The organism is Streptomyces sp. NPDC085900, assembly GCF_044540925.1.
GTDB lineage: Bacteria > Actinomycetota > Actinomycetes > Streptomycetales > Streptomycetaceae > Streptomyces > Streptomyces gilvifuscus.
Genome location: NZ_JBITSP010000002.1, coordinates 318,267 through 333,160, shown reverse-complemented (window position 1 = coordinate 333,160; position 14,894 = coordinate 318,267). Strand labels below are relative to the sequence as shown.

Sequence of the window (14,894 nt, the reverse complement as noted above, 5' to 3'; positions counted from 1 at the left end):
CGGTGCGGTACGGCCGACCAGCAAATAAAACAGAGCCAGGTGGTCTTAAGCGCGGAGAAGACGGACGCTTTCTGTGCCTATGGTGCGAACATCCTGTGTCACCGAGCCAGTCGCCGGACCGCCTCCTCCAGCCGGGGCACGGCCCGCTGCCCCGACAGCGCCAGCGCGATGGCGACGGCGACGCCCGCCCAGGCGACCGGCCCCAGCGGGGTGCAGCCGAACAGCCCACTGACGCCGGGGGTCTGGATCAGGAGGACCAGCGCCACCGCGGAGCCGATCGACGTGATCCGCACCAACCGGCTGTCGCGGCGGTCCAGCAGGGTCTGCGCCAGCTGGGTGCCGACCACCCCGCACAGGGCCATCGTGCCGGAACGGCGGGCGGTGCCCGGCGTGAAACGGCCGAACAGCCATGCCGCGGTCGCCCCCAGGCTGGTCGTCAGGGCACGGTGCCGGATCTGCCGGATCAGCGGCGCGCCCAGCACGTCGGAGGTGTCCTCCGGCGATCCGGCCGCCGCCGCCTGCGCCTTCTCGTCCGGCGTCACCGCCACCGCCATCGCCGGGAACAGGTCGGTGAACAGGTTCACGAGCAGCATTTGCCGGGTGGACAGCGGCGCCCGCCCCGACAGGAGCGTGCCGAGGATGCCGAAGCCGACCTCGCCGGCGTTGCCGCCGATCAGGATCGCGATGGCGTCTGCGACGCTGTGCCACAGGGCACGGCCCTCGTGGATCGCCTCGATCAGGACCGACAGGTCGTCCTCGGTGAGGACCAGGTCGGCGGCGTTGCGGGCGGCCGCCGAACCCCGGGCGTTGATGCCGACGCCGACGTCGGCGGCCCGGATCGCGGCGGCGTCGTTGGCGCCGTCGCCGACCATGGCGACGACCCGGCCCGCGTCCCGCAGCGCCTCGACGACCTGCAGCTTCTGCTCGGGCGCGACCCGGGCCACCACACCCACGTGCTCCAGCATCCGCTCCCTGGCCGCGCGGTCCGCGGCCGTCAGCTCGTCGCCGGTGACCACGGCCGTGTCCTCGGGCCATCCGAGGTCGGTGGCGATGGACCGCGCGGTCTGCGGATGATCGCCGGTGAGCATGACCGGCCGCACGCCCGCCTCGCTCAGGCCCCGCAGAAGAGCCGGGGAGGTCTCCCGCGGGGGGTCCGACAGCGCCAGCAGACCGACGAACTCCAGCTCTCGCAGGGGCGGTTGGAGTATGTCCGCGTCGCTCTCGCCGTCCGCCGGCCGGCGTTCGGCCACGGCCAGCACGCGCAGCCCGTCGGTGGCCAGCGCGGACGCCGCGTCGGAGACGTGCGAGGGCAGGCCGGCGCAGGCGGGCAGGACGTTCTCCGGCGCCCCCTTGACCACCAGCACACGCGTGCCGTCCGCGCCCCGGCCGACGGCGGCGGCGTAACCGCGGGCGGCCTCGAACGGCAGCCCTTCGAGCTGGCTCCAGTCCGGGTCGGGGCCGGCCGCGTCGAGCACCGCCTCGTCGGTGGCGTGCGCGATCCGGTCGGTGTCGCCGTTCTGGGGGCAGGCGCGCGCCGCGGCCCGCAGCGTGGGCGCGGCCGCGTCGTCGTCGACGGCGTGGACACGGCCGTCGGCGTCCGAGACCCGGGTCAGGCGCAGCGCGTTCTCGGTGAGGGTGCCGGTCTTGTCGAAGCAGATGATGTCCATCCGGCCCAGCGCCTCGAGCGTGCGCGGGGTGCGGACCAGGACACCGCGGCGGCTGAGCCGCCGGGCGGCGGCGAGCTGGGCCACCGTGGCCACCAGCGGCAGCCCTTCGGGCACGGCGGCCACCGCGACGGCCACCCCACCGGCGACCGCCTCGCGGATGGGCGTACGGCGCAGCAGGGCGAGCCCGGTCACCGCCGCTCCCCCGGCCAGGGTCAACGGCAGCGCCTTCGCGGTCAGTTCCTGCAGCCTGCCCTGCACTCCGGCGGCCGGGGACGTGCGGGAGGCGAGGTGGACGGCGCGGGCGGCCTCGGTGCGCTCCCCGGTGTCCACCACGACGGCACGGGCCTGCCCTGCGACGACGGTGGTGTGCTCGAAGACCATGCAGCTGCGCTCGGCGACCGCGGCGTGCGGTGTCGGGTCGGTCTGCTTCTCCACCGGCAGGGACTCCCCGGTCAGCGCGGACTCGTCGACCTCCAGCCCGTCCTGCCACAGCAGCCGCGCGTCCGCGGGGACCACGTCGTCGGCGCCGAGTTCGATCACGTCGCCGGGCCGCAGCCGGGCGGCGTCGACGGTGCGTGTGCCGCCCTGCTCGGCCGCGTCCGGGGGCGCGACGCGGGCCATCTGCTTGTGCTCGTCCAGCAGCCCGGACAGGGCCCGTTCGGCCCGCAGCCGCTGGAACCCGCCGACCAGCGCGTTCAGGTCGAGCGCGCCCAGGACCAGCAGGGCGTCCACGACGGAGCCGAGGATCGCCTCGGCGGCCGAGCCGACCGCCAGCACCGGGGTGAGGGGGTCGTCCAGCTCCCCGCGCACGGCCCGACCCAGCTGCACCGACCAGCGCGCCGGGGCGAGCACCGGGTGCCGGCCCACACGGCGGACGACCCGGCCCGCCTGGGCCGTCACGCGCCGTTCCTTGCCCGGTTCCGCCTCGGCCAGACGGTTCAGGTGCGTTCGTACGCCCTTGGGGTCCAGTTCGTGCCAGGCCACCCGGGGGCGCGGGTGCGGGGCGGGGGCCGCCGCCGCGCGCAGGGCCGCGCGGGCGCCGGAGAACAGGGCCACGGCCGCGCTCACGTCGACCGGAGTGTGGCGCAGGCCGGGCCACGGCGGGCGGCTCCGGCCCCGGCCGCGGGCCTCGCCGACCGCCACGAGGATCCCGGACAGCGTGGCCCCGGAGCGGGCGAGCGTCTGCGACCTGCGACCCACCGCACGCGCCGCCGGGATGGTCGCCAGCAGCCGCCACGCGTCGGTGAGACCGTGCGGGGCCAGCACGTCCGCGCCCCACACGACGGCACCGTCGTGGTCGGTCAGCGCGACCGCCACGTCACCGGCGTGCAGGCCTGCCAGTACGTCCGTGTCGTCCGCCGACCGGGGCCGGGCGACGGTGACCACCGTGGCGCCCTCCTCGCGCAGCCGGCGTACCGCCTCGCTCAGCGACTCGTCGGCGGGCAGCACGGTGTCGGCGAGACCGGTGAAGTCGGCGAGTGCCGGATCGTCCCCCAGCACGACGCGCAGCCCGGCCCGCCGAGCCGCGTCCAGGACCGGCTCCGCCCACCTGTCCGCTCCCTCGCCCGGTGTGCGCAGGGCACTCGGGTGCAGCACGACGGTGTCGGCCATCTCCAGCTCACGCAGGCGTTCGGTGTCGCGGACCAGCACGCCGGTCCGGGACAGCGCGGTGCTCAGCACGGCGTGGAAGGCCGCGGGGCCGTAGCGCGCCGCCTTTGGGGAGCCCGCGAGGACCGCCTCGGCGGCCTCGGTGGTGTCGCGCTTGACCAGCAGGGCGGCCACGGCACCGAGCAGACTGCCGACGGAGGCGTGCTCGGCGTACTCCTGCGCCGGGGACGTCCGCAGCGGCGGGCGCGGCGAATGATCCGCGGGTACGCCGCACCGGTCGGGGGTGCACACCTCGTCGTGCGCCGTCTCGAAGGCGGCCACCCGGGCTACCGTCTCGACCAGTTGGCAGGAGCGCAGCGCCCCGTCGAGCACCAGGGCCGTCGGGGTCCGGCCGGCCCCGTGCACGGCCGCGTTGACGCCGGCCAGCAGCAGATCCATCCGGGTACGGCCGAGACGGTCCCGCAGCCAACCGCGGACCCTGGGGTTCTCTCGCAGCAGCGTCACCAGCGCGGTCACCTGGCGGGGCGTCGGCGGCAGACGCAGGCCGTAGCCGGCCAGTGCGAACACGACTCCCAGCCCGTCGGCCGCGAGGGCCGTCGCGGCGGCCCGTACCCCGGCCGGGTCGGCGGGGTGGGCGAACTCCTCCACCGCCTCGTCGGTCGGCACCAGGCCGTGCCGTTCGGCGGCCTCGGTCGCCGCCTCCACGACCCGGTCGCCGAGCGCCTCCTCGGCGGCGACCACCACCAGCCTGCGCAGTCCGCCGTCCCAGTACGCGTACGCCACGTCCGGCCGCTCGGCCAGCGTCTCCGCGACCCGCCGCGCCAGATGCTCCTTCCCGCCCTCCCGGCTCACCCGGTCCGGCTCCTCGGGGCGCAGCGCGAGATGCGCCCGGGTGCCGGCCCGCCAGGGTCCCCGGCGGCCCGGCAGCGCCGCCCGGGCGACGCGCGTGACGTGCGCGACGCCGTCCGCGCCACGCACCCCAGCCCGGGCCGCCCCCGCCACCGCCCCGGCCGCCGTACCCACCGCGGGAACCGTCCCGCGGACCAGCAGCCGCGGCCCGGCCACGGCGAGCCGGCCCGCGGTGGCCGCGGGCCGTGTCAGCAGTCCCAGAACCATCACACCCCCCGACCCGAAGCACGCCCACCGACGCCCTCGTCGTCCGACCCGTCCTCGGCAGCCCCGGGCTCCGGCGCCTCGGGACCGGGCAGCTCCTCCACATCACGGGCGGCCACGGGACCCGGCGCCCCCGTACCGGACATCTGCCGCGCATCACCGGGCACCGGCTCCGGCGCCTCCGGACCAGGCAGCTCCTCCACATCACGGGCGACCACGGGACCCGGCGCCCCCGTACCGGACATCTGCCGCGCATCACCGGGCACCGGCTCCGGCACCTCCGGACCAGGCAGCTCCTCCACATCACGGGCGACCACGGGACCCGGCGCCTCAGCACCGAACACCTGCCGCGCGTCACCGGACATCGGCTCCATCGCACCGGGCTCCGGAGCCTCCGGGCCAGGCAGCTCCTCCGCCTCGCCGGTCGAGCCGGGGCTCGGCGCCTGCGCACCGGACGGCTGCCGCGCATCACCGGTCACCGGCTCCATCGCGCCGAGGACCGGCGCCTGTGGGCCGAGGAGCCGTTCCGCGTCATCGGTCATCGCCCCGGCCTCGCCGGGGGCCGGGGCCTTGGGACCTGTGGGCAGCTGGGTGTCGCCGGTGATCACCGGCTGCGCGTCGAACGGGAGGCCGCCGGGCGCTCCGCCCATACCGGCGCCGGGCGTCGTTCCCACATCACCCGAGGGCTCGTCGAACACCTGGCTCGAGGAGGTATCAGCTCCCTGACCCGAAGACGTCTCGGAGTCCTGGCTCGAAGTCTCGATCTCCTCACCGAAGGACGTCTCGGCCCACTGGCCCGAGGACATCGCAGCCCTCTGCCCCGAGGACGTCGCAGAACCCTGTCCCGACGGCGTCTCACGCACGTCGCCCGCGCGCATCTCCCCCATCTCGTCCGCGGGCGTCTCGGGCTCCTCGTCCAGCGGGATCACCCCGGTCTCCCCCGCGGGCACGGCGCCCCCGGACGCCCCCGAGCCCAGGGGCTCCTCCGAGTCCCCGGAACGCTCCCGCTCCTCCGGCCGCGGCTGTGTCAGCCAGGCCACCGCAGCGCCCGTGAGGGCGACGGGCCACTCCACGACGCCCGCGACACCGAGCACCCCCGCCCCCGTGTACACCGCCAGGCGCCGCCCCCGCGGTGACACGGCTCCGACCTTGTCCAGCGCTCCCCCGGCCACCCTGCTCACCATCCCGGCGCCGGGCACGTGCCGCAGCACCGAGGCCGCGGTCCGCAGCGGCTCCGGAAGGGTCGTCGACGACGACCTTTGCTCCTGCCGAGCCATCTCTCTCCTCGATCCGTATGAGTTCGCTTTGCCGGATTTGCCGGGTTCCCGCTCAGCGCCACGTCATCCGGACACGAAGGAGAGAGAGCGCCGCCGCGAGGGAGCGACGCCCGGGAGCGGTGCGAAGGCTGCGGTGGCCGGAGATCACCCGACCTCCGGCCACCGCAGCACTCGGAAGGATTCAACTCGCCGTACAGGCGGTCCCGTTGAGCGTGAAGGCGGCGGGCGCCGCGCTGTTGCCGGTGTGGTTCGCCTGATAGCCGATGCTCACGCTCGCGTTCGGGGCGATCGTCCCGTCGTACGAGGCGTCGGTGGCCGTCACCCCACCGCTGCTCGGCGCGTACGTGGCGCCCCAGCCGTTGGTGATGGTCTGCCCGGCGGGCAGGGTGAAGCCGAGCTGCCAGCCGTTGATCGTCGTGGTGCCGGTGTTGGTGACGGTCACCGAGGCGGTCAGGCCCGTGCTCCAGGCGCTGGTGGTGGCGGTCACCCTGCAAGCGCCCGGCTGGGGCACGGGGCCCGAGGCGCCGAGGCCGAAGAAGGTCAGCGCCCGGGAGGCCATGCCGTAGGTGTAGAGGTTGTGACCGACGCCCTGGAGGCTGATCGCCTCGACGGGCGCCTGGTCACCGGTGGAGCCGTAGCGGGTGCGGGTCCAGCCGGAGGCGGGGGTGTCCGTGGCGGCCGGGGTCTGTCCGACACCGAGGACGTCGGTCCACTGCTTGATCTCCTCCCCGAAGTTGGGGTAGCGCAGCGTCGCGTCGTCGGTGCCGTGCCACAGCTGCATGCGCGGTCGGCGCCCGGTGTAGCCGGGATACGCGCCGCGCACCAGGTCGCCCCATTCCCGCGGGGTGTGGGTGACGGTGCCGTTCGCGCAGGCGCTGTTCCACTCGGAGCCGTCGGTGGTGGCGAAGCAGCCGAAGGGCACACCGGAGAAGGCGGCGCCGGCCGCGAACACGTCCGGATAGTCGCCGAGCAGGACGTTCGTCATCATCGCGCCGGAGGAGATGCCGGTGGCGAAGATCTTGCCGGTGTCCGCGCTGTAGGTCCGGGTGACCCAGTCGATCATGGACTTGATGCCGACGGGGTCGCTGCCACCGCCGCGTTTGAGGGCCTGGGGCGAGGAGACGTCGAAGCACCTGCTGGCCCGGGTGACCGAAGGGTAGATCACGACGAAGCCGTAGGTGTCTGCGAGTTGCGCCCACTCGGTGCCGTTGTACATGGCCGGCCCGGAGCCGGTGCAGTAGTGCACGGCCACGACGACCGCGGGGTGCGCGGTGACGCCGGCGGGCACGTAGAGGTACATCTGCAGGTTGCTGGGGTTGGCGCCGAAGTTCGTGACCTCGGTGAGGGTGGCGGTGGGGACGGCGGCGCGCGTGGCGGCGACGGCCGGGGGTGCGGTGAGGCTCACCGCGGCCAGTAACGGCAGCAGTACGGCGACCAGCGCCGACAGCACCGTCCGCAGCGGCCCTCTCACGATCGCGCGGGTGCGGGCGCGGGTCCAGGCGCGGATGGGGACGTGGGCGCGGGTTCGGGTGCCGGCGTGAGTGCGGGTGCGGTTGGACACGTCGTGTGCTCCCTCCTGGGCGCCCCGGATATCGAGCCGCCCCTTTCGGAAATGTCTCGGAACCTCTCGGGAATCTCCCGGAAAAGGGAGGCGTGCGTCCCGCATGGTGACATGGACACAACCGCCATGGAAGCGCTCCCACGCCACTTCCCCACTCCAGTTCCGGACAAGCCCTTGCACCCCGCCGACACCCCTCCGACCGGACGAAGTCGTTTTGCGCGAAGCGTTGACCAGAAAGCGCTTACCCCCTACGGTCCGTTCAGCGACGTGACCCATGTGCGCCCCCAGGGAGCCAAACGGCCACGAAGCTCCCGCGCAGTGCTCAACATGGCGAACATCGTTCACATACACGATCAGGCACGCTGTCGAAGGGACGCACCCGCATGCGTACTCGCCCCCCACGTACACACGCGCAAAGATCCACAGCGGTGACGGCCGCGGCGGCCGCCCTCGCCGCCGTCACCGTCCTCGCCCTCCCCCAGTCCGCCTCGGCGGCGGAGTCCTCCCCGGTCGGGTTCGGTGCCGGCACCACCGGTGGCGGCAGCGCCACGACGACGACCGTCTCGACGCTGTCGGCGTTCAAGTCGGCCGTCACCGGAAGCACCGCGAAGGTCGTCAGGGTCAGTGGCCTGATCCCACTGAGCGGCCAGGTGGACGTCGGCTCCAACACCACGGTCCTCGGCGTCGGTTCGTCCTCCGGGTTCACCGGCGGCGGACTGCGGCTGAAGAACGCCACCAACGTGATCATCCGCAACCTGAACATCAGCAAGGCGGTCGGCACGGACGCCATCACGGTCCAGAAGTCGACCAAGGTCTGGATCGACCACAACTCCCTCTCCTCCGACCGCGACCACGGCAAGGACTACTACGACGGCCTGGTCGACATCACCCACGCGTCCGACTTCGTGACCGTCTCCTGGAACACCTTCAAGGACCACTACAAGGGCTCCCTGGTCGGCCACAGCGACAACAACGCGAGCGAGGACACCGGGCATCTGCGGGTGACGTACCACCACAACTGGTTCGACAACGTCAACTCCCGCATCCCCAGCCTGCGTTTCGGCACCGGGCACTTCTACGACAACTACGTCGTCGGCGCCGAGACCGCCGTGCACTCCCGCATGGGCGCGCAGATGCTCGTCGAGAACAACGTGTTCCGCTCCACCCAGGTCGCCGTCACGACCAACCGCGACAGCGACGTGGACGGCCACGCCAACCTCAAGGGCAACGACCTGGGCGGCGCCACGACCGAGATCTCCCAGGTCGGGACCTTCACCAGCCCGCCGTACAGCTACACGGCCGAGCCGGCCTCCTCCGTCGTCGCCTCGGTGACCGGCGGCGCGGGCGCCGGAAAGCTCTGACCCCACCCCCCCCCATCCGGAAGAAGGCATCGGGACATGACTTCACCAGCTTCCTTACGCGCCCGCAGGCGCGCGCTGACCGGCGCCCTGGCCGCGCTCGGTCTCACGTCTGTCATGATCATGACGGACGGGGTCGCCCCGGCGAGCGCCGCCACCTGGCCCACCGCCAACGGCAGCCAGGCCGTCACCGCCACCATCTCGATCTCCGGCACCAAGGACTACGGGATGAAGCGCCTCTACGGCAGCGGCGACCTCGGCACCGGCGGGCAGAACGAGGACCAGGACCCGATCCTGGACCTGGCGGCCGGCGCCGTCCTGAAGAACGTCATCATCGGCGCGCCCGCCGCGGACGGCATCCACTGCGAGGGCAGCTGCACGCTGCAGAACGTGTGGTGGGAGGACGTCGGCGAGGACGCGGCGACGTTCCGGGGCTCCTCGTCGTCCAACGTGTACACCGTCTCCGGCGGCGGCGCGAAGGAGGCCGGCGACAAGGTGTTCCAGTTCAACGGCGCCGGCACGCTCAACATCTCGAACTTCGCCGTGCAGAACTTCGGCAAGCTGGTGCGCAGTTGCGGCAACTGCAAGACGCAGTACAAGCGGACCATCAACCTCAACACCATCGAGGCGACCTACAAGGGCAGCGCGCTCGTCGGCATCAACACCAACTACGGCGACAGCGCGACCCTGAAGAAGATCACCATCATCGGTGACAGCGGCAAGAAGATCGTGCCCTGCCAGAAGTACATCGGCAACAACACGGGCGCGGAGCCGACCACGAACGGCTCGGGCCCGGACGGGACGTACTGCAAGTACGCGAGTTCCGACATCACCTACAAGTAGCCCTCCCCCCACGGTGGATCAGGCCGTACGAAGCACACCCGCACGGTGCTTCGTACGGCCGCCGTGTCATGTGCCCATGTCCCGGGTGATCTGCCGCTGGTAGTCCGCGTACGCGGCGCGTAGCGCCGCTCCCGGCCAGTCGGCGGGGAGGAGCTCGGCGGGCAGCACGGGGTCCGTCAGCAGATGGCGTACGACCGCGGCGAAGGCGGCGAAGACGTCCGCGGGCCGGTCCGCCCGCTCGACGTGGGCCAGCAGAGCACGGGCGGTGGCGGCCCACGCGTCCAACGGCCACAGCCGTTCGGCCAGTTCGCGCGCCGGGCGGTCGGGGCGGGCGGTGCAGGTCTCGGCCACCGCCGCCAGGTCGTCCGGCAGGGGGCGGCTGAGGTTGGCGGGACGCAGCCAGACCCCCTCGCGCAGTTCGGCCAGCCGCAGGGCGGTGAGGCGGGCGCGCAGCTCGGCGCGTTCGGCGGGGCCGCGGCCCGTCGCCGTGACCACCACCATCTCCCAGTCGCCGCTCCACGCGCGCGTGCGTGCCTCCACCGCCTCGTCCTGTCGGCGCTGGCGGGCCAGCAGACGGTCGCTGAGCCGGTAGACGGAGTCGTCCGAGCGCCGCAGGTCGCCGGCGGCGACCATGCGACTGAGCGCGGCACGCAGCGTGGAGCCGCCGACACCGAAGGGCTCCATCGCCCGGACGAGGTCCTTCACCGCGAGCTCCGGCGGGTGCGTGCCCAGCAGCAGGCTCAGCACGACCGATCTCGCGGACAGCGGCCGCAGGTCGACCTCGACGGACCGCTCCGGGACGTTCATGCGCATGAGCACGTACTTTACGGGCGCCTCGTTGTTGCATCATTGCTGCGAGCGCAGAAAAGATGCAACATGTCGGCATGGTCTCGACACCCGTTCCCGCGCGGCCGCAGCCGCAGTACGCCACGCACGACGTCACCAACCAACCGCCTCCCCTGACCCCGTACGACGCATCCGAGGACACCGCCCTGCTGGAAGGTCTGCGGCGCGAGGGCGCCGGATGGGCCGAGGAGGGCGTCCGGCGGCTGGGGCTGCGGGCCGGCAGCGCCGAGGCGCAGGAGTGGGCGGAACTGGCCAATGTCCACGAGCCGGTGCTGCGGACGCACGACCGGTACGGCAACCGGATCGACGAGGTCGACTTCCACCCCGCCTGGCACCACCTGATGCGGGCCGCGGTCGCCGAGGGACTGGCGGGGGCGCCGTGGGCGGACGCGCGGCCCGGCGCGCACGTCGCCCGGACCGCGGGCGGGCTGGTGTGGGGACACACCGACGCGGGACACGGCTGCCCGACGTCGATGACCTACGCGGCCGTCCCCGCGCTGCGCGCGCAGCCGGACCTGGCCAAGGTCTACGAACCCCTGCTGACCGGCCGCGAGTACGACCCCACGCTGAGGGTGCTGACCGAGAAGCCCGGACTGCTCGCGGGCATGGGGATGACCGAGAAGCAGGGCGGCTCCGACGTCCGTACGAACACGACCACGGCCTGGCCGACCGCCGAGCCCGGCGTCTACCAGTTGCGCGGGCACAAGTGGTTCACGTCGGCGCCGATGTGCGACGTGTTCCTCGTCCTGGCCCAGGCCCCGGAGGGGCTCTCCTGCTTCCTGGTGCCGCGGATCCTGCCCGACGGGACCCGCAACACCTTCCGCATCCAGCGCCTCAAGGACAAGCTGGGCAACCGCTCCAACGCCTCCTCCGAGCCCGAGTTCGACGGGACGGTCGCCTGGCTGGTCGGGCCCGAGGGCCGGGGCGTGAAGACGATCATCGAGATGGTCAACTGCACGCGTCTGGACTGCGTGATGATGTCGGCCACGCTGATGCGCAAGACGCTGGTCGAGGCGGGCCACCACACACGCCACCGCAGCGCCTTCGGGGCGCGGCTGGTCGACCAGCCGCTGATGCGCAACGTTCTGGCCGATCTCGCGCTGGAGTCGGAGGCCGCCACCACGCTCACGCTGCGGCTGGCCGGGGCGGCCGACCGGGCGGTCCGCGGGGACGCCGGGGAGACGGCCTTCCGGCGGATCGCCACGGCCGTGGGCAAGTACTGGGTGACCAAGCGGGGTCCGGCCTTCACCGCCGAGGCCCTGGAGTGCCTGGGCGGCAACGGCTACGTCGAGGAGTCGGGCATGCCCCGCCACTACCGCGAGGCCCCGCTGCTGTCGATCTGGGAGGGCTCGGGGAACGTCAACGCCCTGGACGTGCTGCGGGCGCTCCACCGGGAGCCCGCGACCGCGCAGGCCCTCTTCGACGAACTGGCCCTGGCGCGGGGCGCGGACGCCCGGCTGGATGCCGCCGTGGTCCGCCTGGAGGGGCTGCTGGCCACCGGCTCCGAGGCCGGCGCGCGCCGCCTGGTGGAGCTGATGGCGCTGGTCCTGCAGGCGTCCCTCCTGGTCCGGCACGCCCCGCCCGCAGTGGCCGACGCCTTCTGCGCGACCCGGCTGAGCGGCGACTGGGGACATGCCTTCGGCACGCTGCCCGAAGGCGCGGACCTGGACGCGATCCTGGAGCGGTCCCTGCCGGACGGCGGGCCGGTCCGGCCATAGGCGTGTTTTGCGCACAGTGACCTCCCGCTCTCTCACCGTTGTCAGTGGCGTGGTGCAGACTCACGGTCAGTTGGCGCTTCGCCTGGGGAGGACAACGTGTTCACGGGGATCGACGAGGTCGACTGGGCCTCGCTGAGGCACGCGTACGGAAGCGCGGAGGACGTGCCCGGACTGCTGAGGGGCCTGGCCTCCGCGGACCCGGCCGAGCGGGAGACCGCGCTCGACGGCATGTACGGAGCGGTGCACCACCAGGGAGACGTGTACGACTCGACGCTGGCCTGCCTGCCGTTCCTGCTCGCCCTGGTGGCGAGCGAGGCGGTGCCCGAGCGGGGCGGCATCGTGGAACTGCTGGTGAGCATCGGGCAGGAGGGGGAGGAGCGGGTCGGCGACGACACCCGCGCCATGGCCCGCGCGGCGGTCCGCGCGGGCGCCGAGGTCTTCGTACGGCTGACCCGGGATCCCGACCCCGAGGTGCGGCGGGCGGCGGCGGGCGCGCTGGTGAGGTTCCTCGACGCACCGGCGCGCGTACTGGACCTGGTGCGGGAGCGGCTCACCGTGGAGCGGGACGACCGGGTCCTGCTCGCCCTCGCCGAGGCCCTCGGGGTGTTCGCGCGCCGACACCCCGGGCAGGCGGCCGAGGCGGTGGAGCTGCTGGCGGCCCAGAGCGCGCCGCCGTTCGGGCCCGGACTGCGGCTGGCGGCGCTCGGACAACTCGCGGGCTGCGCCCCCGACCGGCTCCCCGAGGACCTGGTGCCCACCGTCGTACGGCTGCTCAGGGAGCGCTCGACGCTGCGGCCGTGCCGGGCCGGGGAACCGGACCGGCCGGAGACGGACACGCTCATCGGCCGGCTGCGGCGGCTGCGCCCCTCGGACGAGGAGGGCTCGCAGCTGATGCGGACCCTGCACAGCGCGCTCGACGGCCGGGTGGAGGAGCGGATCGCGCTGCTGGTGGGGCAGTTGAGCAGCCCGGAGGCGACCGACCGGTGCAACGCGGTGTGGATGTCCATGGGGCTGTTCCGCGAGTGGCGCGCCGACTACGGCGAACCGGTCGCGCTGATCGGCGCCCAACTGGGCGCGGAGGAGGACCGGTTGCGCGACGCGGCCCTGGCCGTCCTGGAAGGCCTCCTCGACCTGGCCGCCCCGGCCGCTGACCACCTCCACACGCTGGTCGCCTCCCGCCCGGAGCTGTGGGTCCGGCACTGGGAGCACGGGGCGCCTACCCTGGGCACCGGACTCAAGGCCCTGGCCCTGTGCGGGGATCCGCGGGCGACGCCCGTGCTGGCCGAGGTGCTGGCCGGACCGGTCGTACCGAACGAGCTGGGGCGCGTGGTCGTCCATCTGGGGCCCGCGGCCCGCCCCTTGGCACCGGCCCTGCGACAAAGGCTCGGCGAGGTCCCGCTCGACTCCCCCGACACCTACGACCGGGCGGCACCGCTGCTGTGGGCCCTGGGCGCCCTCCGGGACGTCGAGTCGGTACCGCAGGTGCTGCGCCTGCTGCTGGGCATGCCGGACGGGCTGCGGTCCCGGGAGACGGTGGTGGAGTCGGCGGTCCGCGCTCTGGGGGCGTTCGGGCCGGCGGCCGGTGAGGCGGCACCCGTGCTGCGGGGCCTGCTGGACTCCGGGGCGGCGGTCGCCGCCGCGGCGGCGCTGTGGGCGGTGGAGGAGGACGCGGCCGCGGTACTGCCGGTGCTGCTGGGGGAGTTGAGGGGCGAGCGGCGCGGACGGTCGGCGGCGGCCGACGCGCTGGGGCGGCTGGGTCCCGCGGGCCGTCCCGCACTGGCCGACCTGCGCCGGATGGCAGCGGCAGACGACCTGTGGCAGCGGACGTCGGCGGCGTGCGCCCTGTGGCGGATCGGCGGGGACGGGGAGACGGACATCGCCGCTCCCGTCCTGCGGGCGGCCTGGACGGCGAACCCGCACACCCGTCCCACCGTCGCCGAGTGCGTCGCCGCACTGGGCCCCGTCGCCGAGCCCCTCCACGATCTGCTGCGCGCCGAACTCGCCTCCCCACGGCGCCATCAGGCGTCCCTCGGCGGCTACGGCAGCCACGACATCGCCGACGACCTGCGACTGCTACGGCTGTGCCGGGAAGGGCTGAGCGCCGGTTAGGGAACTCCCGCACCGGGTGACCGCGCACGGCTCGGGCGGCGGCACGGCGTGCCGCCGCCCGGCCGGCCGGGCCGGGTCGGTGTCACCTCGTCTTGCGTCCCCACAGGGGTCCGAACCGGGCCCACTCGGTGTCCCACATGTCCAGGCGCCGGCGCTCCAGACGACCGCACAGGACCCGGCCGCAGACCAAGGGGACCGCCGCGGCGCTGAGACCGACCAGGACACCGATGAGGGAGGCCCGTACATGGGCCTGGGCAACGCCCGCGGGCCGGGTGACCAGGTGGCCCTGCCGGTCCGACCAGATCGGGACCGTGGTGCCGGCCGGGCTGCCCGGACCCACCCGGACCTGGCCGGTGTGCCGGCTGCCGTCCGGCGCGGTCCAGCTCACGTTCCCCCACACCTGGTCGCCGCTCGCCGTCTGGGAGTTGGCGGTGACCTTTCCCGGAGCCTTCGCGGTCAGCCGCGCGTCGACGCGGTGCCATTCGGCCCGCTCGCGGGCCAACCCGTTCTCCACGGACTGGGTGGCCGCCAGACCGGCCAGCACCCCGGTGATCACGGTGATCACCCAGGCGCCGAGCACGATCCAGGCCTCCACCGCGTCGGTGCGGCGCTTCAACGGGTTGCGTCGCCAGCGCCACAGCCACACCCTCGGACCACGGAACGCCATAGAAGGCAGCCTCCTCATGAGCACATGACCATCCCCGATCTCCCTCCCTTACGGGCCGAGATCCCCGGATGCTCAGGCGGGTACCCCGACTCGACGGTCGCACGGCCACCCGAATCGCGCGGGCCAC

Annotated in this window: 9 protein-coding genes; 4 read left to right on the top strand and 5 right to left on the bottom strand. The window is 73.7% G+C overall.

Annotation, left to right across the window (positions count from 1 at the left end; genetic code table 11):
• Window positions 1-98: 98 nt before the first annotated feature.
• The 3 genes from ACIGDI_RS06225 to ACIGDI_RS06215 all read right to left on the bottom strand — a co-directional run bounded on the left by ACIGDI_RS06225 (window position 99) and on the right by ACIGDI_RS06215 (window position 7,103).
• A complete protein-coding gene (locus ACIGDI_RS06225) occupies window positions 99-4,391 on the bottom strand; it encodes an HAD-IC family P-type ATPase (protein ID WP_399891215.1) in 4,293 nt (1,430 codons plus the stop codon).
• Entirely contained in the window at window positions 4,391-5,665 is a 1,275-nt protein-coding gene (locus ACIGDI_RS06220) for a hypothetical protein (RefSeq protein WP_399891212.1), read from the bottom strand. Before ACIGDI_RS06220 ends, ACIGDI_RS06225 begins: the two co-directional genes overlap by 1 nt.
• Window positions 5,666-5,846: 181 nt before the next feature.
• Window positions 5,847-7,103, bottom strand: coding sequence for a PHB depolymerase family esterase (locus ACIGDI_RS06215; RefSeq protein ID WP_399892954.1), 1,257 nt, complete (start codon window positions 7,101-7,103; stop codon window positions 5,847-5,849).
• 506 nt (window positions 7,104-7,609) lie between these two features.
• Between ACIGDI_RS06215 and ACIGDI_RS06210 the strand changes: the two genes are divergently transcribed.
• Both ACIGDI_RS06210 and ACIGDI_RS06205 read left to right on the top strand, forming a co-directional pair.
• Window positions 7,610-8,587, top strand: coding sequence for a polysaccharide lyase family 1 protein (locus tag ACIGDI_RS06210; RefSeq protein WP_399891209.1), 978 nt, complete (start codon window positions 7,610-7,612; stop codon window positions 8,585-8,587).
• Window positions 8,588-8,623: 36 nt separating this feature from the next.
• Window positions 8,624-9,427 carry a pectate lyase gene (locus tag ACIGDI_RS06205; protein WP_399891206.1) on the top strand — a complete coding sequence of 268 codons (804 nt, stop codon included), beginning with the start codon at window positions 8,624-8,626 and terminating at the stop codon, window positions 9,425-9,427.
• Window positions 9,428-9,493: 66 nt separating this feature from the next.
• Here ACIGDI_RS06205 and ACIGDI_RS06200 read toward each other — a convergent pair whose 3' ends face one another.
• The gene (locus ACIGDI_RS06200; RefSeq protein ID WP_399891203.1) at window positions 9,494-10,240 is read right to left on the bottom strand and encodes a PaaX family transcriptional regulator C-terminal domain-containing protein; all 747 of its coding nucleotides are present in this window, start codon (window positions 10,238-10,240) and stop codon (window positions 9,494-9,496) included.
• Between the two features lie 71 nt (window positions 10,241-10,311).
• Between ACIGDI_RS06200 and ACIGDI_RS06195 the strand changes: the two genes are divergently transcribed.
• Both ACIGDI_RS06195 and ACIGDI_RS06190 read left to right on the top strand, forming a co-directional pair.
• Window positions 10,312-11,991 (top strand): DNA alkylation response protein, encoded by a 1,680-nt coding sequence (locus tag ACIGDI_RS06195; protein WP_399891200.1) that lies wholly within the window; start codon window positions 10,312-10,314, stop codon window positions 11,989-11,991.
• 96 nt (window positions 11,992-12,087) lie between these two features.
• On the top strand, window positions 12,088-14,100 hold the full coding sequence (locus tag ACIGDI_RS06190; protein WP_399891196.1) for a HEAT repeat domain-containing protein: 2,013 nt from the start codon (window positions 12,088-12,090) through the stop codon (window positions 14,098-14,100).
• An 82-nt stretch (window positions 14,101-14,182) separates the two neighbouring features.
• On the opposite strand, the gene ACIGDI_RS06185 is transcribed toward ACIGDI_RS06190, so the two are convergent.
• The gene (locus ACIGDI_RS06185; protein ID WP_399891193.1) at window positions 14,183-14,767 is read right to left on the bottom strand and encodes a hypothetical protein; all 585 of its coding nucleotides are present in this window, start codon (window positions 14,765-14,767) and stop codon (window positions 14,183-14,185) included.
• Window positions 14,768-14,894: the final 127 nt, after the last annotated feature.